Source organism: Microcoleus sp. K1-B1 (assembly GCF_036704705.1).
GTDB lineage: Bacteria > Cyanobacteriota > Cyanobacteriia > Cyanobacteriales > Microcoleaceae > Microcoleus.
Map to the genome: position 1 here is coordinate 1 of NZ_JAUBSH010000002.1, position 19,981 is coordinate 19,981.

Below are 19,981 nucleotides of genomic sequence, written 5' to 3' on the forward strand. Positions count from 1 at the left end.
TAGAGTCGAACTCATGCACTGGCTAATTTCATAAATTCCTTTTTTTGTCAACTCCTAATACTGAACCGACGCCCTAGGAATCATGAATCGAAATAACCATCTTGAAACTTATATTTCATTTCAAAGTATTAATTCAGATGTGGTTATTGCCTGTATTGATGCTTTTTTTCCCACAGTAGATAAGCCAACGGTGATTGTCACCGCTCAAGCTTCTATTCATACCAGTGATGCTATTGTTGACAAACAAGAAGAGTGGAAACAACGTAATATTACTCTTTTTGAGTTGCCTTCTTACTCACCTGAATTAAATTTAATTGAAATTTTATGGCGGTTTATTAAGTATGAATGGATTGAAATATCTGCTTACAAGAGTTGGGGAACTTTTGTTACATCTGTGGAAAAAATCCTGAAAGAATTTGGAGAAAACTATGTAATTAATTTTGTCTAGTTACTTATGTCAAAATGCGCTTCAAAACACGGAATTGAAAAATGTTAGAGTTCGATGGACTGCTCCCAACAATTGAAGAGTTAGTAATGCTCCACTTTCCCAGGGCTGGGGAGTCGGAAATTAACTAGCGGTTGAGGGAAAAATTCGCCAGCCCGCGAGTGAATGCTTGGCTCGATCGTGCAAACAATGCGATCGCCCTAATTCCCGACCGCAATCCCCAAAAGTCGATCGCCATTACCGCTGACAAAGACGAAATTCGCACCCTAGAGAATCTAGCACTGATGCAGGCTCTACTCGATAACAACTCAGAGTGCTTCCTATCCAGGATACAGTAGACTTTTTGCCTGAATCAAGTTAACAGACGTTTATGCTGCTGACGACACTCACAAGCTTGATTTAGCACAACCGCTAGCCTTCACCCCAAGCTGACAAGAAGCCCATTATTCTCAAACGCAACATTTGTTCTTGAACACCTGGGTTTTAGTACCTGCTTATACGTCCGGTGAGGCTGGCCACCACCGCCACTAACTCGGCAGCATCTACGGGTTTGGTCAAATGCATCTGAAAACCGGCTAATAGTGCCTGCTGACGATCGTCATTTCGGGCATAAGCCGTCAGCGCGATCGCGGGTAGCCTACCACCCCGCAGCGCTTCAAGTTGACGCAACTTGCGGATCAGGGAGTAGCCATCCTCATCCGGCATCCCAATATCGCTCACTAAAACATCGGGGCTGCGATCAGTTCCGGTTTCGATAATGGTCAATGCCTCCTTGACGGAAGCCACAGCCATGACATCAGCACCATACTTTTCGAGAATCGTGCTCAGCAACTCTAGCGCGTCAGCCTCGTCCTCTACAACTAAGATTTTTAAGCCTTCAAGGGTCGGCGAGGCCTGAAACATCCCATTAAACTCGACGATCGAGTTTAATGGCTCTGGATCGCTGGGTGGTAGATGGATAATCATCACGGGCAGTTTGACTGTAAAGGTCGTCCCCTGTCCTATCCCTGGACTCACTACCATTACAGTCCCGCCATGTAATTCAACTAATTGACGCACAATGGCTAACCCTAAACCCAACCCCCCATAACTGCGAGTAGTTGTGCTGTCGTGCTGGCTGAAGCGATCGAAGACAAACGGTAGAAATTCCGAGCTGATGCCTGCTCCAGTGTCGCTGACAGTAATTTCAACATGGGAATTAACCCGCTGCAAACGAATCTGGACTCGCCCGTCTTTAGGCGTAAATTTGAGGGCGTTAGAAAGTAGATTCCACACAACTTGCTGCAACCTATCGGCATCACCCAAGAGCGGGCCAGCTTCAGAATCGAGCACGCTTTGCAGGCGAATTGACTTTGCCTCAGCCGCCAATTGTACAGACTCAATCGCCGATTCAATCACCGGCACGAGGTTGACAGGACGGACTCGGAGGCGCAGTTTACCTGTGATAATGCGAGAAACATCGAGGATGTCTTCGATGAGCTGGGCTTGAGACTTCGCGTTTCGCTCGATCGTCTCCAAAGCCCGCGCCACCTTATCCTCACTCAGGTTTTTCTGCCGTAACATCGTTGACCACCCTAAGATCGCGTTGAGAGGAGTTCTGAGTTCATGAGAAAGAATCGAGAGAAACTCATCCTTGGCACGGTTGGCGGCCTCTGCCTCTGCCCGAATTATTTGTTCACGCATCAATAATTCGTCTTTGGTGCGATTAGACGCTTCCAGTTGGGCAGTGCGTTCTTGCACCCGTTGCTCTAGCTCCACATTAATCGCCTGGATACGGCCGCGACTCTCTTCTAGTTCCTGGTTTGTAAGGGCGAGTTGGGCTGGACTTGGCGCATCGAGCGCCACTGGAATTAAGGGAATCAGTAAAAAGGTAAACGTATAGAAAGACCAAACACCAGTGACAGCTTTGATCAGTCCTGAAACCCAATAAATGGGGTGCCAAAGTGTCACTATTTCCATCAAGTGCGTCGTGCCGCATAAGGCAAAGATAAAAAAGAAACCCACCAGCAGCATCACCGTCTGGGCAGGCAGATCCTTACGCTCATTTGTAAAGTAAACAATGGCAACCGCCACCGAGTAATAAGCGAGGGTAGTCAAGGCATCTGACGTTATGTGCAGCCAGACTAACTCCGGTTTCCAGAGGTAACAATGACCGTGGGGAATGAAATTACTAGAAAAGAAGGTGCTCAAGAGGTGAGGCATATTAATTTACGGCACTGTCAAGTTAATTTAGGGGGGGGGTGTCATCAATTCAACCCGATGACGACGGCAGCAGCCAGAAGAATCGCACGCCGGAAAGTTCACCGCCCTAGGGTGATAGCGCGTGGCGATTGCCTGATACTGCTTGAGCTTGGGGAAAAAGTTCTCAATCAAATGACCGGCTTTGTACAATTGAGCATCGTAAGTTTCCAGGGTCTTGCAATTGCGGCGAGGTGAAATCACCAGAAAACGAGCGAGAAGCCCCGGGCTAACGACATGGGGAGGAAAGCGGCTGCAACTTCAGTCGCCTTGAATCAAAATCCATAGGAATAGCCATCTTTTTTGTGAATAGGTTGACAATATTTATGGCTGATTCCTGCTATTCTTCCCTTCGCTGTAGCGATGTCGAACGAGCCGGATGCACGGCAAAGAATTCGTCCCACGTAGGAACCAACTTTCTTGCCTGCGGTGACGGTAGCGCTGACAAGATCGCCAGTTTGAAAGCCGAAATGGATTTGCTTTCTTGATTTATGGCGAGTTGGAAAGCCAAACCGATCTGTGCCACACATTTGTCGAGTACCGTGTCCTGCTGCTTTTATTAGCAGCGGTTGAGAAGTCAGCACCTTTAATTCTTCGACTTTTCCAACACAAGCTGCATCTAACCAGTGAGTTTTAGCTAAATTCAATCGAGTGCGGTTGAACTTTGTCAAGCCGCCACTGCCAGTAGAAACTGGCAGGCCAGTCATGCAAAGTCGATTAAACAGTGCCCAACGAGTCGAATTAACGGCTGTCGCGTCTTTTAATGGACGTTTTGCTTGAGATTGAATCCGTTTCAAAACCTCTGGCTTTTTAGAGAGGAATTGCTCAATACCTTGAGTGCCTTTCTTTTTATTGCAAGCATCGCACGCAAGGCAAAGATTAGAAACGCGGTTAGATCCGCCTTTGGCTTTGGGATGAATGTGTTCGACCTGTAGCGGTGTATTCGTAATTCCATAATAGGCGCACTTTCTGTCCCATTTATTTAACAAATATTCGCGGATTTCGTAGCCACACAAAATGCCTTGCTGGTATTCAATTCCAGAAATCTCGGGGTTTTCTAGTTGCTGTAAATCGAACCGCACAAGTTCTTGAACAATAGAGACAATGGGAGCGAGTTTCATCAATCTAGTTACCCAGGTTAGGGTTGTTTCGACACGATGTTGTAAGCTTGGCGCTAGCCACCCTTTAGGGCGAACCCTATTTAGGAATCTCGCTGGACGATAGCGGGTATGGCGATTTCTTCTACCTCTACGCAGTGAACGGCGAGACTCCAAACTGGCTTTGATTGCTTGTCCTCGGTGAGCTAGTTCTGCACCAAAGATTATGTTTTCTCCTTGCACTAATGCGATTCCAGTAGTTTTGGAACCAGGGTCTAATTTAAGAATGATTGGTTTTTGAGGTGCTATAACGTCTGCTTTGAGAATTATTGTGAACGGATACCTTTTAAAAACAGCAGCTTTGCCAGTGGTTAGCAATTTACGAGCCAGTCCTGGGCGAATTGGATCGAGCGGTCGTTTATGGGTATCAATTACAAAAACGAAATTAGACACCAAGTCCTCCATTGCTGGGTAATGTTCGCTTCGAGAATGTTTCCTGAGCTTGTTATGTCAAAAGCACTGGTTTAACCCCGTAATCCTGTTTAACTTTTGACGACAGAGCGGAAAACTAGCGTCGCATTTTCCGGTGTCGTGACTCAAGAAACGTAGGTCTAATCCTGTCTCTGGTAAGGTTCGGGCTTTTTTCTTGCACCGCTCGGAACGAGCCGGACTTCCTAAAAGCCCCCGCTTTTAATAAGCGTGGGGTTCCTTACGGTGGTCTTCCCCTCGGCATTGAGGCGGTCAATCACACGCTGATCTGGATCATAGCCCTTCTTAGCCAGCAGTGTATCCGCCACCAGTAATGGCTGCAGTTGGTCGCCTCCTGCTCGCGTCACCAGTTTGTCGGGGGGTGAGGTGAAACCCCAACGGATTGCCCAACGCTTCCACGCGATCGCATGAATCTTGTTACTCAATGGCCCTTTGCTGCCTCCAATTGCTTCATTCCTAAGCTCCTCAAAAAGCTCAGCAGGAAGATGTTTTTTTAAGTGGGAAAATGCCTGAATTGAAACTAAGTGTACCGCCGGGAAAGAGTGAGTAAATGTGCTTTAATATATGTCAAAATTCGCTCCTAAAAACGAAAATAAAAAATGTTAGAGTTCGATCGCCTGTTCCAAACAATCGAAGAATTAGTAATGCTGCACTCACCCAGCGGTGCGGAATCGGAAATTAACCAGCGGTTGATGGAAAAATTCGCCGCCCTGGGAGTGAATGCTTGGGTCGATCGCGCGGATAATGCGATCGCCCTAATTAAGGGTCGCAATCCCGAAAAGTCGATCGCCATTACCGCCCACAAAGACGAAATTGGCGCCTTAGTTAAAACAATAGGCGAGAGTGGCCGCGTGGAAGTCCGCAGATTGGGCGGCGCATTTCCTTGGGTTTACGGCGAAGGCGTGGTGGATTTGCTCGGAGACAAGCAAACAATTAGCGGCATTCTCAGCTTCGGTTCTCGCCATGTTTCTCACGAATCTCCTCAGAAAGCTCAGCAGGAAGATGTTTCTTTAAAGTGGGAAAATGCCTGGATCGAAACTAAGTGTACCGCCGAGGAATTAGCCGAGGCCGGAATTCGACCGGGCACGCGGATGGTGGTGGGAAAGCACCGCAAGCGCCCGCTGCGGTTGAAGGATTGGATCGCGAGCTACACTCTGGACAACAAGGCTTCAGTGGCGATTTTGCTGGCTCTGGCGGAATGTTTGAAAGAGCCTGCGGTGAATGTTTATTTGGTAGCGTCGGCGAAGGAGGAGGTTGGGGCGATCGGAGCTTTGTATTTCACGCAGCGCCAGCCGTTGGACGCGCTGATCGCTTTGGAAATTTGCCCTCTGGCACCGGAATACCCGATTCGTGACAGCGAAAACCCGGTTTTGCTGGTTCAGGACGGCTACGGAGTCTACGATGAAGGACTGAACGCCCAATTGCGCGCAGCCGCCGCAGCATCGGATGTAGAGGTGCAGTTGGCGGTAATTAGCGGTTTTGGAAGCGATGCTTCGATCGCCATGAAGTTCGGCCACGTAGCCCGCGCCGCTTGTTTGGCTTTCCCCACCCAGAACACCCACGGCTTTGAAATTGCTCATCTCGGGGCGATCGGCAATTGCGCCACCATCCTCAAAGCCTACTGTGACGTGCTTTGGGACGAGTAGAAAAAAAAGTTTCGCAAAGTAGTTGACAGATTGGGAAAGATTAGTTAAGGTAATAAAGGTGCGGAACACAAGCAAACGCAACGACGCGCCCCCATCGTCTAGAGGCCTAGGACACATCCCTTTCACGGATGCGACGGGGATTCGAATTCCCCTGGGGGTATTGAAAATTTAACTCTGATATCAAATCGATATCTAGTATGTGGGGTGGGCATTTTGCCCGCCCTTATTGCTATTAGGACTTACGCACGGATAGCCAGAAACCGGGTTTTTGCTGAGAAGACACGTGAGATCCCGCAGCAACGGCAAAAATCGGCTTGATTTAGTTTGGTTCCTGGTGCATAGTTGAGCGATTTACCTCGGATTATTGAGCAGATACATAGGCTCAATATAGTTGAACACTTAGACAGCTAATAGCAGCAAAGGGAGTGCGATGTACATACCTGTTACTTTCGACCACAGCGGCATCCAAAGGAACGAAGCAATAGAAATAAAAGTTAGAAACTTTAAAGACTTAAACTTACAGGAAAGACATATTGAAGAGTTCTTACGCAAAAACATTAATTTGCTCTTTGGGGATGACCAAACTCTTCTAGTTGTAGGTCAACAAGTTCGTAATGCGAGTAACGGGATTAGCGACCTGACTGCCATTGATGCCGATGGCAATATTGTTCTAATCGAGATTAAACGCGACGTACAAGACATCAAAGCCAGAAAAGAACCTTTTGAATTTCAAGCTATCAGGTATGCCGCGAGTTATGCCAAAATTTCTACACCTGAATCCCTTGTAGAGTTGGTCTATAGTTCGTATATAGAGAGCCACAAAGATGAGTATGAATTAGGTGATTTGACCTCTAGTGAAAAAGCGAGACAAGAGTTGAATAAATTCTTGTCAAGCAATGACGCACTCAAAACCTTTAACAAAAAACAACGAATAATACTTATAGCCTCATCCTTTGATGAGCAAACCCTTTCTGCTGTTGCTTGGTTGATTGCAAATGGGGTAGACGCCATCTGTCTTAATATCACTCCTGTTTTTATAGGACAGCAAGGTTTTTTGAGTATGGAGAAAATTTTGCCTCCGGCACAACTGGATGATTTTTACGTGGGTTTAGCCGGAGGAGGTTCTACAATCAAGGGAGAAATTATATCCAGTGCTTCTGCCATTGAAAGAACTTTTCTACCTCGAATGGACAAGTTGTTTGATTGGCAAATAATCAAAGCTGGCGATTGCCTTGAGATTAAAACATTTGAAAGCTCTGAAGCTATAATAATTGATCCTACATTTGTCAGATTTAATGGGGAAGAAATCTCCTATAATAAGTGGGGAAAGAAAGTTACTGGTTGGTCTTCTATAAATATTTATGAATGGGCAAGGCTTAGTTCGATTAAGAAGACATTACATGAACTAAGGATGGAAAAAATGGCAGAGTTGGAAGCAAAAGCCAGTCAAGGTGAAAAAGTTCAAAACGAAGAGGTTGGATAGATTACATACAAAGTTGTGAGAAGGGATATTAGATCGTGTCCGCTCGATCGAAATTCCTGTAGTAGGTTGGATTGAACTTAGTGAAACCCAACATCAACTGTTGTTGGGTTTCATTATTATATAGCAATCATCAATCCTGCAACTTCAGCAACGGTTCAATCTGCTGCCTTTGAAACTGCAATTCATCCGCCAAAGGCTGGTAAATTTCCCGATCGCCCGATTCATTGCAATAATCCCACAAACCATTGTAACAGTGCCTGTCGTCGTCCCAACCCGGATGGTTAACAATCGGATACAAGCAGATTCCGTCTATTGGAACTCCTGCTTTCATCGCCGCCATTACCTCAGTACACACATAATTAAACCAGACAGGTCTAAAATCGTCTTCAGTGCCTGTTTCTGCTACGAATAAGGGGCGGCCGTAGCGCTCAAACACTTCTTGCAGCAGTTCGCGAAACGGGCGGTACAGCGGATCGGTGTATTTCATCGGCTCTTCATTGTGAATCCACTGATTGCGATCGTAATAATTCACCCCAATAATATCGAGATATTTTTCCTTACCGCCAAGTTCCGGGCGAAAACGTCCAGCCAACATATCCCAAGCTTGATATTGCGATAAGCGATAACCTTCCGCCGCGTCCCGATCCTCCGGTTTGTCAGGATCGGCAATAATGTTAATTGTCGGATCGATTTGAACGATCCGGGTGCGGGGATTGACTTCCCAAACTGATTCTATCGCTGCGATCGCAGCTTTGATTAACTGGATTTTGAGCTCGTCTCCCCGCCCTTTTGCAAACGGATTGATGTAGGCGACATCGCCGCCGGCCCAAGCAATAAATGAAATTTCATTGACAGGTGTCACGAAAGGTGTTTGGTCTGTTTCCTCTGTTAGCACTTCCATAAAAGCGCGCACCATGCTTGCAAACCTGGACACAAATTCGGGACTGAAAATATCAATATCGTCAGGCCAGCCGTAGTGAAACAAATCCCAAATTACCTGCATTTTCATGTCGCGGGCGGCGCGGATAATTGGCAGGGAACTGGAAAAATCGTATTTTCCGGGCGACTGTTCAATTAAGTGCCAGCGGAGGCCTTCGCGGACTGTGTAAATGCCTTGCTCTTGCAAGCGTTGGTAGTCGGCTGCTGCAAATTTATCGTGACCGGTGGCGGCTGTGACATCGAGGCGTTTTCCAGATTGCACTCTGTGGGTGGAACATTCAAATCCGCCCATGAAAAAACTTTGAAACATCAATCGAATGGGTAATGGGTAATGGGGCATGGGGAATTGGGCATGGGGCATTGGGCATGGGGCATTGGGCATGGGGCATCGGGCATCGGCCCGCGCAGGGCATTAGGAATTTAGAAATTGGTAATTGTTAGCAATTAACTAATAACTAATAACTAATAACTAATAACCGATGCCCCATTCCCCATTCCCCATGCCCAATTAGCATTGAGTAATAGCTTGCGGCTGTGAACTTTCTTCGGGAATATCCCAGCCGAGAGTTGCCGCCGCGATCACCTCTAAGGGAAACTTGGGAGTGCGATCGGCATACAGCAAACCGTTAGCTTCTTGGAAAGTATCGGTTAACTGCGTGTAACAAAATCCGCTGAACATTTCCACTCGGTTTACTACCTTCAACAGCGCGGTGTAGCGCCTTTGCAGTTCCTGCGTGTCCGACGCCCGCACGTAGCCCCAAACCCTGAAAAAATCGGGGTTTTCGCGGCCCGCGCAGGCAATGCCGCCGAATTCTGTCAGCATCATCGGCTGTCCTTGGTGCGGGTGGCCGTCGAGGGTGAGGACTCGCCCGCCGGGACGCCCGCGATCGAACAAATCGGCTAGCTGGACTTCTGGCCCGTAGCGCTTGGCTAGGGTTTGCGGGTTGTTGTCGTAGTCGTGAATCGCCAGGATGTCGGTATCGATGCTTTCCCAGCCGTCGTTACCGATGACGGGGCGAGTCGGATCGAGGGTTTTGGTCAAGAAATACAGCGCTTGCACGTAGTTGCGGTGGGCTGCGGCTTCGACTAAATTCGGAACTCCCCAGGATTCGTTGAACGGCACCCAGACTACGATACAGGGGTGGCTGGTGTCGCGATCGATGACTTCTGTCCACTCCCGCGTCAGCCGTTGCACGGCTTTGGGAGTGAAGCGGTAGGCGCTGGGCATTTCTTCCCAAACTAAGAGTCCGAGCACGTCAGCCCAGTACAAAAATCGGGGGTCTTCGATTTTTTGGTGCTTGCGGACGCCGTTGAAACCCATTGCTTTGACTAATTCGACATCGTGGCGCAAAGCTTCGTCGGAAGGGGCCGTCATCATGGTGTCGGGCCAGTAACCTTGGTCGAGCACCAGTCGCAAATAGTAGGGGCGGCCGTTTAGCATGAAGCGATCGCGCTGGATGCTGACCGTCCGCATGGCGGTATAAGATTTAACCTCGTCGAGCAATTTGCCGTCCGCCCACAACTGCACTTGAGCGTTGATTAATGTCGGTTTTTCGGGGCTCCACAGCAATTCGTTGCGGTAGTCGTCGATACCAGGGTCGGAGAGGGCGATGCGGCGGTGGATTTCGCCGTTGATGACTTCGTAGGTGTCGTTGACCAGCAGCATACAGCCGATCGACAGTTTAACTTTAATTTGGATTCCCGACTGGCGATCGCCGGCGACAAACGCTTCAAAACCGATTTCCCAGCGTTCAAACTGGGGAGTCCAGCGGATGCGCTCGATATAAGTGTGAGGCACCAATTCTACCCAGACTGTCTGCCAAATGCCCGTCGTGCGCGGATACCAAATACTGTGGGGCTCTATTTGCCAGTCTTGCTTGCCGCGCGGTTGCTCCAAATCTTGGGGGTCGTCGTGGGCCCAGACTGTCACCCGCTGCGGCCCGTTGAGGTTCACAATTGCTGTAATGTCTGCAGTGAAAGGAGTGTGTCCGCCTTCGTGTTCGATGACAAACTGACCGTTCACCCAGACGCGGGCGCGGTAGTCTACGGCCCCAAAGTGGAGGAGAACTCTGCCTTCTGTGTGGGGTACGTCAAATTCGCGTTCGTACCAGCAGTTGGCGTGAAAATTTGTGTCGCCGATCCCGCTTTTTGCGGATTCTGGAGCAAACGGCACTTCTATAGTGTGAGTCCACTCCGAAATATCGATCGGCTGCACGCAGTGGCCCGCGTCATCGTAAGCAAACCTCCACGGACCATTGAGACAAATCCAGTTGCTCCGGCGCAGTTGGGGGCGCGGATAACCTGTTTTCCGTCCTTGAACTGTCACCTTAGTATCAAGAGTTGCAGACTCTTCTATCTCACAATTTTCTAGTTCTCTACCTAACCAACTCATCGGCACATCTACCCAAAGTTATATTTATAGGTTAGCGACAATTACCCCCACTTTGACAAGTTTTTTGCTGATTAATTTGCAAAAGTTCTGCCTATTAAAACAGCCTCATCTGAAGGCTCTCTTGTGCTGAAGTCATTAGTCAGAAGAAAGAAGAATAAACCAGGAAGATTTTTCCTATCCCCCACTCTCCCCCTCTCCCTCTAGCTAGCAAGACTTTGCAAACCTCCTAACGGTTCAGTTAGCTCACTTTTGAAAGAAAATTCTTCTGCAAACGGCAAACACTGAAATATTTGCTGTAGTCCCGTGAGTTCAAATAGAATTCTAACTTGTTCGCTCATGGCAGAGATCAAAAGTATACATTCGCTGTCTCTAACTAATTTCACGATCGCCACTACAGCCATTAACTCGGAATTTTTCAGGAAATTTATTTTTGAGAAATCCAGCATCAGAATTTTGCCACCGCTTTCAATGAGGCGCTGTATTTCTTTCTGAAACTGAGCAAATTGAGAAACTTCCAAAACCTCATGAGACAAAACAATTTTAACTAGAACGTTCATTTTTACCTCAATGCTTGTTTGAATTATTAAATAACTTTTGATAAAAACCTAGTAAGGTGCTCCATCAGCACCTTACCTTTTTACCAGGAACTCGCAACTTCCAGCTACTTGCTAGCAGATTTGCCGTTGCCGTTGCCGTGGCTGTTGCCGTTGTTGACAGCAGCGACTTCTAGAGAAGTTGTGGCTGGGCGATGGGCGACTCCATGGGATGAGCTGACATTAGAGGCAGAAGCATTAACATTTTCTACCAATTCAATCATCGGCTTGGTAGTAATTTGTGTGTAAGTTGTCAGAGCTTGAGCGACCACTTGATCCATGTTGTAATACCTGTAAGTCGCCAGCCTTCCCACGAAAGAAACTCCCGGAGTTGAATCAGCCAAAGCCTTATATTTCTTGTAAATTTCGGCATTTTCTGGACGGGGAACTGGGTAGTAAGGGTCTCCCTCAGCTTGGGGATATTCGTAGACAATGCTAGTTTTTAGATGCTCTTGTCCGGTGAGGTATTTAAACTCGGTGCAGCGAGTATATAAATGCTCGTTGGGGTAATTTACCACCGGTGCTTCTTGGTGTACAGGTACGTTCAGTGTTTCGTGTTTGAATTCCAAGGAACGGTAAGGAAGTTTGCCGTAGCAATAATTGAAATAGGAATCGACTGGCCCGGTGTAAATCATTTCTCCGTAAGGAATAAAACCCTCAATTTCCCGGTAGTCGGTATTCAGCATCACCTTGATGTTTGGGTGAGAAAGCATCTTTTCAAACATCCGAGTGTAGCCGTGCAGGGGCATTGCTTGATAGGTATCGGTGAAATAGCGATCGTCCCGGTTAATGCGAGTGGGTACGCGCGCAATCACTGATTTGTCTAGTTCCGAGGGGTCCATTCCCCACTGTTTGCGGGTGTAGTTGCGGAAGAATTTTTCGTAAAGTTCGCGACCGACTTTGCTGACAACTACATCTTCGGAAGTGCGTATGTAATCCTTTGGTTCTGCTACTTTCGCGAAGAAATCTTCTACTTCAAATGACGTGAGATTCAGTCCGTAAAGTTTGTTTACGGTGTTGAGATTGATCGGAATTGGCAGCAGTTGACCGTCAACACTGGCGAGGACGCGGTGTTCGTAGGGCCGCCACTCGGTGAACCGCGAAAGATACTCGAAAACTTGGCGCGAATTGGTGTGAAAAATGTGGGGGCCGTATTTGTGTACGAGGATGCCATGATTGTCGTAGTGATCGTATGCGTTGCCGCCGATGTGGTTGCGGGTATCAATTATCAGGACAGTTTTTCCGGCTTCATTTGCTAGTCTTTCGGCAATGACGCTACCTGCAAATCCGGCTCCGACGATTAAATAGTCAAACATTGAAACACCTCTGATTGTGGGTAAGGGTAAGGAATAATTGGTAATTGGACATACAGCGAGGAGTGTTGAGTGTTAATTTTTGAATCCGTAAACTGTAACTCTTTAACTTCAACCTCAACATTCCTAACTTAAAACTTTCATCCTACCTTCGGCTTTCTGCCGTTTATCGTCGATCGCACTTTGGATCAACCCCAGCATTTCGCCCCAGGTATTGTCCCAAGAATTGTCTGCTAAAAAGGCGTCTACTTCACTCAGCCACTTGGTGCGAACGTCCGAACTTTCGCTGAGGATTTCTTCGGCACAAGCAACGAATTCTTCCCAATTGCTAGCAATCCGAACCAAGCCGTTTTCTCCGTAGGGCCGCACCACGTCGCGGATAGGAGTAGAAATAACAGGTTTGCCGGCAGCGAGGTATTCTGGAGTTTTCGTGGGACTAATAAACTTAGTCGATTCGTTAATGGCAAAAGGCAGCATGGCGATATCCCATCCGCCAAGATACGTTGGCAGTTCTTGATAAGATTTGCCGCCGAGATAGTGGATATTTGGGTGAGTTGGCAGAGTTGCCGGATCGATTTTCACCACCGGGCCAATGATGACTAAATGCCAGTCTGGCTTTGCTTTGGCCATGCCCGCCAGCAGTTCGATATCCATGCGTTCGTCTATGACGCCATAAAACCCCAAACGCGGGTGAGGAATGTCTTTTTGATCTGCCGGTTCTTCTGAAAGGTTCCTGGCTGTCGCAAAGTGTTCTTTTTCGATGCTGCTGGGGAAGGGGTGAATGTTTGGGTGCTGGTGCTGTTTGGCTTCGTAAAGGTTGTGTCCCCCGGTAAATACTACGCTGGCGCGCTTTAATAATTGGTTTTCATTCGCTTTTAAATCCGGGTGCGCGCCTTGGAATGCTGACAGTTCATCCATGCAGTCGTAGACTACAGCGAGTGGCTTTAAGTGGCTGGTGAAAGTGACAGCCATTGGTGTGTAATACCACAGAATGTACTGGCTAATTTCTGCCGCTCGAAACAAATCATCTAGCATGGCTTGCTGAGCAGTTTGTGCTGTTGCTTCGCTCGTTCCTTCGCTCAGGTGCGGTACTATTACCCAGACTCCGCTTTCGTGGATGCTGACATCAAGCCACCAATCTGTAGCCGCGCTAAACACAGGTTCTTCTACAAAGAATACGCGACGAGTTTTGGCACAACGACTCAAGAGATGTTGCGGACGCTGATAGACAAAATTCCACCGCAAATGGGACAGGCAAACTAAATCTGGTGCATCTAAAGCCTCAGTTTTTGATAAGTTGGCGCGCACTGCGGGCGATGCAGCGAATTGAGAGGGCGATTTGGCTGGATCTATAGAGGTAAATCGGATCTCCCATGCTCGATCTTTATTGCTATAATTATTGTTTACTGAGTTTTCTGGGGGCGACATATTAGCCTCTGGAATTTGTCAATGAAAATTTGTCAGTTAAAATTGGTCAATAGGATATATTTCTCAGCAGTGTCTTACTGAAAGTCGCAAGCATAAATCTGAGAACTTTTATTGACGAGCAAGCGCCGCATTCAGTGAGCCAAACAAAGAAAGTGTTTAGCTGCGGAAAAAACAGGCTTATCTGCTTTTTTCAGAATTGAAACTTAGAGATAAGTTAATATGGTTAGACTTGCTATTGTTGTTAAATGTAACCCAGTTTTTCGGCCCTAACTTCTATCTGAAGGATGACTTTTCTCTCAGGACACACCTAGCTTGCACGGGGGGTTCAAAAGCCGTTAAAATGCCGATCGACCTTGTAAAATGACTCTTAACTGGTAGGTACGGGGTGAAAAAAGAGCGAGTTTTATTGCTTTATTTGAAGATGAGAGAAAATTTGCCATCAAGTTTATGTTGCTTTTTGATTTGACAAACGTTGCTTTTTTTTAACTAATCCGATCGCTATTAGGGAAACTTTGTATCCTAATATACAAAGTTTTGTCAAAGATTTCTAACTTCCGATAGATTAACAATTGACAGTTTATGCAGTGAGGTTAAACTCACTGAACAGCACCTGTCTCAACAATATCAAAGAAACCAGCCAATGGCAATGATAAACCTAAGATTTTGCGCGAGTGTGTGGCAAGAAACCAAGGTGATGACATTTATGCTGTGGGCCTCAGTTTAACCTCGCGCCTACAGCACAAATGTCAATCATCCCTCTAAGGGCGGGTTTGCCGATATCTGCAATCAAACGCCAAATATCCACGTAAACCAGCGACTAGAAAATAGCAGCAACTTTACAGTCGGCGGCTGTCAATTTTGGCGATTCCTCCTCCAAAGGCAAAATCTTGCACCGTCGAACTCTTTAAGAAATCGTGAGGGAAACCCAATTCAATTGCACTTACTTTGTCTAACTGCTGCATTTGTTCGGGGGTTAATTCAAACTCCAAACAAGCTAGATTTTCCTGAAGTTGCGAGAGTTTGCGCGAACCCACAATCGGAATAACTTCGACTGGCTGTTGGATCAGCCAATTTAGGGCTACTTGAGAAGCAGGTTTGCCAATTTCGGCTGCTATTTTGCTAACTTCGTCAGCAATTTTGAGGTCTCGTTCGTTAATTTTTCCCGATTCAGGTGAATTAAGCCGTTTAGCTTCGCTGGCTGTTTCTGAAGTGTTGTATTTTCCTGTCAGCAAACCCGCTGCTAGGGGACTCCAAGCTGTGACGCCAATATCAAAGGCTTTTGCCATAGGGAGCAAGTCCCGTTCAGGAGTTCGCTCTTTTAAAGAATACTCGATTTGCAAGCCGATAAATTGTGTCCAACCGCGCAGGTGGGCGATCGTATTTGCTTGAGAAATAATCCAAGCCGGCGTATCGGAAATGCCGATATAAAGAATTTTGCCGGCGCGCACCAAATCGTCAAAAGCGCGCATCACTTCTTCGACGGGTGTGGTAAAGTCCCAAGCGTGCAGCCACAGCAAATCTATGTATTCAACTTGCAATCGCTTCAAACTGGCCTCTACTGCTTGTACCATATTTTTGCGGTGGTTGCCGAAACCGTTGATTTCGCCATTCTTCATGTTGAGGCTATACTTAGTGGCAACTACCCATTTTTCGCGATCGGCTGCGATGAACTCACCGACATATTTTTCGCTAGTACCGTTGGTGTAGAGATTCGCGGTATCAATGAAATTGCCGCCCGCTTCTGCAAAGGCGTCGAACATTTTCCGGCTTTCGTCGTAGGAGCTCCCCCAACCCCACTCTTCCCCAAAAGTCATGGTTCCGAGGCAGATTTCGGAAACGCGAAGTCCGCTGTGACCTAGTAGTTTGTATCTCATGTCACCCTTCCGCTAGTTAATGGTTGTTAACAGTTTAGATCGGGATTTCCCAAACTGTTACCATCAGTTGAGGTGGCGGGTTTTACGGGGCCTTAGCGCTGTGCTTAATGTTGAATGTTTTGCCAAGTTCATCAAAATGTCGTAGCAGGGGCGATGCTGTCTCGCCCCTGCGTTTAGTTTAAAAAGCGCGCAGGGGCGATCGTCTTATTAATGTATTTAGGATTACATAAGTAAATAAAAATACAGTAAACTGGCAAAAAAAATATCTACCTTTAGATAGGTATTTTAGTAAACGAGTTAAATAAAAAATGCTATCTTAAATAATCAGGAAACCAGACAGAACTACAGAAAAAATTAATGTAGCTAAATTAACTTTTTAGCGTTATAGTGATTTATAGATTACACAAACTAGGTGACTCACTTGGCTGATATCGTTGATACCGCCGTTTCGGCTGGATCTTTTACAACCCTAGTTGCTGCTGTCAAAGCTGCTGGTTTAGTAGATACTCTTAAAGGCGCTGGCCCCTTCACTGTTTTTGCGCCTACTGACGAAGCTTTTGCTAAGCTTCCCGCAGGTACTGTAGAAGCACTGCTTAAGGACATTCCTAAGCTCAAAAAAATCCTGACTTATCATGTCGTTTCTGGCAAAGTTATGGCCGCTGATGTGGTCAAGCTGAAATCTGCCAAGACAGTGGAAGGTTCAGAAGTTAAAATTGATGCTTCCAATGGCGTCAAAATCAATGATTCTACCGTTACAGCAGCCGATGTTGCTGCTGATAATGGCGTCATCCACATTATTGATTCAGTCTTGCTTCCTGCGTAAGCACAGATTTAGGTAGCGCAATACTATCTTGAGGGCGGTGGCTGTTGTTAGCCACCGCCCTGTTTTAGTTGATAGTTGAGATTGAAATATTTTACGCAGCTCGATAATTAAAACTATCGCTCTTTTATCTGTCTAGGCGGAGGAAAAGTGGAAATCAGGATCATCTTCAATTACAGGAATGGCTCCCTCGGCGCTATCATAATCAGGGACTAGGTTTCAGCGATTTTCCTTGATTATAGTCTTCCTAGAGTGACAAAAGAGTGATAGCGCGCTGCTTTGGTTCCTGAGTAAACGCCATAAGTCTGCAAAATCCAACGTGTAACAGACTAAGAAAAATTGAGTACCCGTCCATTATGATGAAGCTGAGTTGCACCCTCTTTAAAATCCAGAAAAACGCCTTTGAGTTGATTTGAAAAAGCGGAACGTTAGAGTGGTAGCGCGAGCGAATTTATCAAGAATTCAAAGTTACCTAGAGAGCGTTATTAAACTAGGTTTTTTCGCTTTCACATAGTCATCAATCCCGTCTTGACCTAAAGTTAATCACCTTGACTGCCAATATTTTAAAGGCTATTTTTATAATTTCAATAAATTAGTTGGACACATTCCTCAAGCCAACAATTCACTCACAGCTACGCTAAAACCTGTAAGTACCCTTTGAGTGTTAACAACTTCATCGGCATTAAACAACAGCCAGCGTTGCCCTGCATTCACAAATATTAATCTCACTTCAGGAAACAGCAACCAAACTTCTAAACATCCCGATTCCAAATATTCTTGAGCTTTGGCAAATAACTCTTCGCCGCTATCTTCCGGGGAAGCAACTTCCGCTATCAAAGGAAAACTTTGGGAAAAAGCTGTAAAATTGCCTGATTCTGGCAGCAGTTCTGGAGTAATGTAAGCAACATCGGGACGGCGACCCTGTTTGTTAGTGCGGCAAAGTATTTCGGTAAGAACTTCTCCTCCCTGTCCGCTGGAGTCTTTGTAATTGCCCCAGTAACGGGCTAATTTAGATTGAGCTAGACTGTGCTTGAATGTCATTCCTGTTTTCTCCACTAAGTTGCCGTCAACCCATTCCATTCTATCAAGAGGCTTGACTAAAAACTCTTCGAGAGATATGACTTTTTCTGGCTGAGATTCTGGGTGAATTTCGGGTGTATTTTCTAATTTTGGATGTAATTGTGGCTCTGAGTTTTGGTCGGAATTTTTGGATATAATTATAGTAGATGTCATGCTAGCAACCTCTCTTTAATGATTATAATTGTACAAGCGATCGCTCTCGATCGCATCTTTATGATCTTATTGAACTTGGTAGATTTTGTCTTTTCAACTTAGCCCGACAATTTATATATCATAGCAATTCAGAAAGGTGACTTTCATGATTCTCTCAAACCGTTTTTCTGAAGCCCTCACCTATGCAGCCGAATTGCACGCTACCCAAGTTCGCAAAGGTTCCGGCGTTCCCTACATTGCCCATTTGTTGGGCACTGCTAGTATAGCTTTAGAATATGGGGCAAATGAAGATGAGGCGATCGCAGCTTTGCTTCACGATGCGATCGAAGATCAAGGCGGCGCCACCACCCGCGAAGCCATCCGCCGCCGTTTTGGGGATACTGTCACAGCGATTGTAGACGGCTGTACAGACAGTGACGAGACGCCGAAACCCCCTTGGCGACAGCGAAAACAAGCTTATATCGATCGCATTTCTACAGCTTCGGGCTCGGTCAGATTAGTCTCGGCTGCTGATAAACTTTATAATGTTCGATCGATCCTGAAAGATTCCCGTCAATTGGGTGACGTTGTTTGGGAACGCTTCAAAGGTGGCAAAGAGGGTTCTCTCTGGTATTATCGTTCTTTAGTAGAAGCATTCCGCCAAGCTGAGTTAACGCCTATAGTCGAAGAATTAAACCGCACAGTTTTAGAATTAAACAAACTTTCCGAAGACAAAAGGTAAAAATCACTAACAAATAACTAACAACCAATAACTACTAACAAATAACCAATGGCAAATGTTCGCTTAGAAAATATTACCCGACGCTACCAAAACGTCACCGCGATCGAAAACATCAGCTTCAAAATCCCGGACGGGGAATTTTGGGTATTAGTCGGGCCATCCGGCTGCGGTAAATCGACAATTATGCGGACAATTGCAGGTTTAGAAACCGCAACTTCCGGCAATCTTTACATCGGAGATAATTTAGTTAACAACATTCCTGCTAGACAGCGGGATGTAGCAATGGTATTTCAAAATTACGCGCTTTATCCGCACATGACTGTCGCAGAAAATCTGGCGTTTGGATTGCGGATGCGGAATGTTGACCCGACTAAAATTCAAGAACGAGTCGAAACAGTCGCCCGATCGCTCTCGATCGACCATCTCCTCAAGCGTAAGCCCAAACAGCTATCCGGCGGACAGCAGCAGCGGGTAGCACTCGGAAGGGCGATCGCCCGCGAACCGAAAGTATTTCTTTTAGATGAACCGCTTTCTAACCTCGATGCTCAACTGCGAGACGACACTAGAGCAGAACTCAAACAACTGCATCAACGGCTGGGAATTACCACAATTTACGTCACCCACGACCAAGTGGAAGCGATGACTTTAGCTGATAAGATTGTAGTCTTAAATGGGGGTAAAATTCAACAAATTGGAGACCCGCAAAGCATTTACGCCAAACCAGCTAACCGCATGGTTGCCACATTTTTAGGCAATCCAGCCATGAACATTTTGCCTGTAATATATACTAACGAATCCTTTCAAGTAGGAGAGCAAGTTTTAGCCTGTCCGCCCTCAATTCAGAAAAAATTGCAGGCGAGAGAGGGACAAGGATTTGATTTGGGCATCCGTCCAGAAAATATAGAAATCTTTACGCCACAAACAGTAGAAGATGATGATTTGAAAACCGATGTTTGGGCTTTAGAAAAAGTTCCTCTCGATGTAGAGGTAAAAGTAGTGGAACCTCTGGGGCGAGAAACTTTAATTCGGGCGAGTTTGCCGTTGTTGAGTGCTGAAACTACTGTACAGTTACAAATACCTGCGAGTGTTCGCTTGCGATCGGGCGATCGGCTGAAGGTACAGCTTGACTTCGATCGACTATTTATATTTGACCCCTCCACTGGTGAGGCGCTGTATCCTTAACGGGCTTGAACAGGATTTACGCACGGGTAATCAGCCACCGGGTTTTTTTAGTCGCAGTGCCTAAGTCCTGTTCAATCTAAAATCTAAA

The 19,981-nt window shown here is 46.4% G+C and carries 16 protein-coding genes and 1 tRNA gene; 8 read left to right on the forward strand and 9 right to left on the reverse strand.

What is annotated here, in order from left to right; all coding sequences use genetic code 11:
• Positions 1 to 82: 82 nt before the first annotated feature.
• Together QUA83_RS00660 and QUA83_RS00665 are read left to right on the forward strand one after the other, a co-directional pair.
• Positions 83 to 448, forward strand: a complete 366-nt coding sequence (locus tag QUA83_RS00660) for a transposase (protein WP_333290876.1) — start codon at positions 83 to 85, stop codon at positions 446 to 448.
• A gap of 131 nt (positions 449 to 579) precedes the next feature.
• Positions 580 to 783 carry a hypothetical protein gene (locus QUA83_RS00665; RefSeq protein WP_333290877.1) on the forward strand — a complete coding sequence of 68 codons (204 nt, stop codon included), beginning with the start codon at positions 580 to 582 and terminating at the stop codon, positions 781 to 783.
• A 145-nt stretch (positions 784 to 928) separates the two neighbouring features.
• Here QUA83_RS00665 and QUA83_RS00670 read toward each other — a convergent pair whose 3' ends face one another.
• A complete protein-coding gene (locus QUA83_RS00670) occupies positions 929 to 2,647 on the reverse strand; it encodes an ATP-binding protein (protein ID WP_333290878.1) in 1,719 nt (572 codons plus the stop codon).
• 311 nt (positions 2,648 to 2,958) lie between these two features.
• Positions 2,959 to 4,233 (reverse strand): RNA-guided endonuclease IscB, encoded by a 1,275-nt coding sequence (iscB, locus tag QUA83_RS00675; RefSeq protein ID WP_333290879.1) that lies wholly within the window; start codon positions 4,231 to 4,233, stop codon positions 2,959 to 2,961.
• A gap of 635 nt (positions 4,234 to 4,868) precedes the next feature.
• Between iscB and QUA83_RS00680 the strand changes: the two genes are divergently transcribed.
• From QUA83_RS00680 to QUA83_RS00690, 3 genes are all read left to right on the forward strand, one after another.
• Complete coding sequence (locus tag QUA83_RS00680; RefSeq protein ID WP_333290880.1) at positions 4,869 to 5,915, forward strand: M42 family peptidase; 1,047 nt, start codon at positions 4,869 to 4,871, stop codon at positions 5,913 to 5,915.
• An 87-nt stretch (positions 5,916 to 6,002) separates the two neighbouring features.
• Positions 6,003 to 6,075: transfer RNA gene (locus QUA83_RS00685), tRNA-Glu, on the forward strand.
• A 270-nt stretch (positions 6,076 to 6,345) separates the two neighbouring features.
• Positions 6,346 to 7,398, forward strand: coding sequence for a hypothetical protein (locus QUA83_RS00690; RefSeq protein WP_333290881.1), 1,053 nt, complete (start codon positions 6,346 to 6,348; stop codon positions 7,396 to 7,398).
• A gap of 130 nt (positions 7,399 to 7,528) precedes the next feature.
• On the opposite strand, the gene QUA83_RS00695 is transcribed toward QUA83_RS00690, so the two are convergent.
• The 6 genes from QUA83_RS00695 to QUA83_RS00720 form a co-directional block, all read right to left on the reverse strand.
• Positions 7,529 to 8,677: a beta-glucosidase gene (locus QUA83_RS00695; RefSeq protein WP_333290882.1), complete on the reverse strand. Its 1,149-nt coding sequence runs from the start codon at positions 8,675 to 8,677 to the stop codon at positions 7,529 to 7,531.
• A gap of 168 nt (positions 8,678 to 8,845) precedes the next feature.
• Positions 8,846 to 10,729 (reverse strand): glycoside hydrolase family 2 TIM barrel-domain containing protein, encoded by a 1,884-nt coding sequence (locus QUA83_RS00700; RefSeq protein WP_333290883.1) that lies wholly within the window; start codon positions 10,727 to 10,729, stop codon positions 8,846 to 8,848.
• Positions 10,730 to 10,929: 200 nt separating this feature from the next.
• On the reverse strand, positions 10,930 to 11,286 hold the full coding sequence (locus QUA83_RS00705) for an STAS domain-containing protein (RefSeq protein ID WP_333213282.1): 357 nt from the start codon (positions 11,284 to 11,286) through the stop codon (positions 10,930 to 10,932).
• Between the two features lie 104 nt (positions 11,287 to 11,390).
• On the reverse strand, positions 11,391 to 12,638 hold the full coding sequence (gene glf, locus QUA83_RS00710) for a UDP-galactopyranose mutase (protein WP_333290884.1): 1,248 nt from the start codon (positions 12,636 to 12,638) through the stop codon (positions 11,391 to 11,393).
• Between the two features lie 123 nt (positions 12,639 to 12,761).
• Complete coding sequence (locus QUA83_RS00715; RefSeq protein WP_333290885.1) at positions 12,762 to 14,063, reverse strand: glycosyltransferase family 1 protein; 1,302 nt, start codon at positions 14,061 to 14,063, stop codon at positions 12,762 to 12,764.
• Positions 14,064 to 14,899: 836 nt separating this feature from the next.
• Entirely contained in the window at positions 14,900 to 15,937 is a 1,038-nt protein-coding gene (locus QUA83_RS00720) for an aldo/keto reductase (protein WP_333290886.1), read from the reverse strand.
• 421 nt (positions 15,938 to 16,358) lie between these two features.
• Here QUA83_RS00720 and QUA83_RS00725 point away from each other — a divergent pair, with 421 nt between their 5' ends.
• Positions 16,359 to 16,760 carry a fasciclin domain-containing protein gene (locus tag QUA83_RS00725; RefSeq protein ID WP_333290887.1) on the forward strand — a complete coding sequence of 134 codons (402 nt, stop codon included), beginning with the start codon at positions 16,359 to 16,361 and terminating at the stop codon, positions 16,758 to 16,760.
• A gap of 606 nt (positions 16,761 to 17,366) precedes the next feature.
• On the opposite strand, the gene QUA83_RS00730 is transcribed toward QUA83_RS00725, so the two are convergent.
• On the reverse strand, positions 17,367 to 17,990 hold the full coding sequence (locus tag QUA83_RS00730; RefSeq protein ID WP_333290888.1) for a Uma2 family endonuclease: 624 nt from the start codon (positions 17,988 to 17,990) through the stop codon (positions 17,367 to 17,369).
• A 145-nt stretch (positions 17,991 to 18,135) separates the two neighbouring features.
• Between QUA83_RS00730 and QUA83_RS00735 the strand changes: the two genes are divergently transcribed.
• Together QUA83_RS00735 and QUA83_RS00740 are read left to right on the forward strand one after the other, a co-directional pair.
• Positions 18,136 to 18,711 carry an HD domain-containing protein gene (locus QUA83_RS00735; protein ID WP_333290889.1) on the forward strand — a complete coding sequence of 192 codons (576 nt, stop codon included), beginning with the start codon at positions 18,136 to 18,138 and terminating at the stop codon, positions 18,709 to 18,711.
• 48 nt (positions 18,712 to 18,759) lie between these two features.
• Positions 18,760 to 19,893 (forward strand): ABC transporter ATP-binding protein, encoded by a 1,134-nt coding sequence (locus QUA83_RS00740; protein WP_333290890.1) that lies wholly within the window; start codon positions 18,760 to 18,762, stop codon positions 19,891 to 19,893.
• Positions 19,894 to 19,981 lie beyond the last annotated feature (88 nt).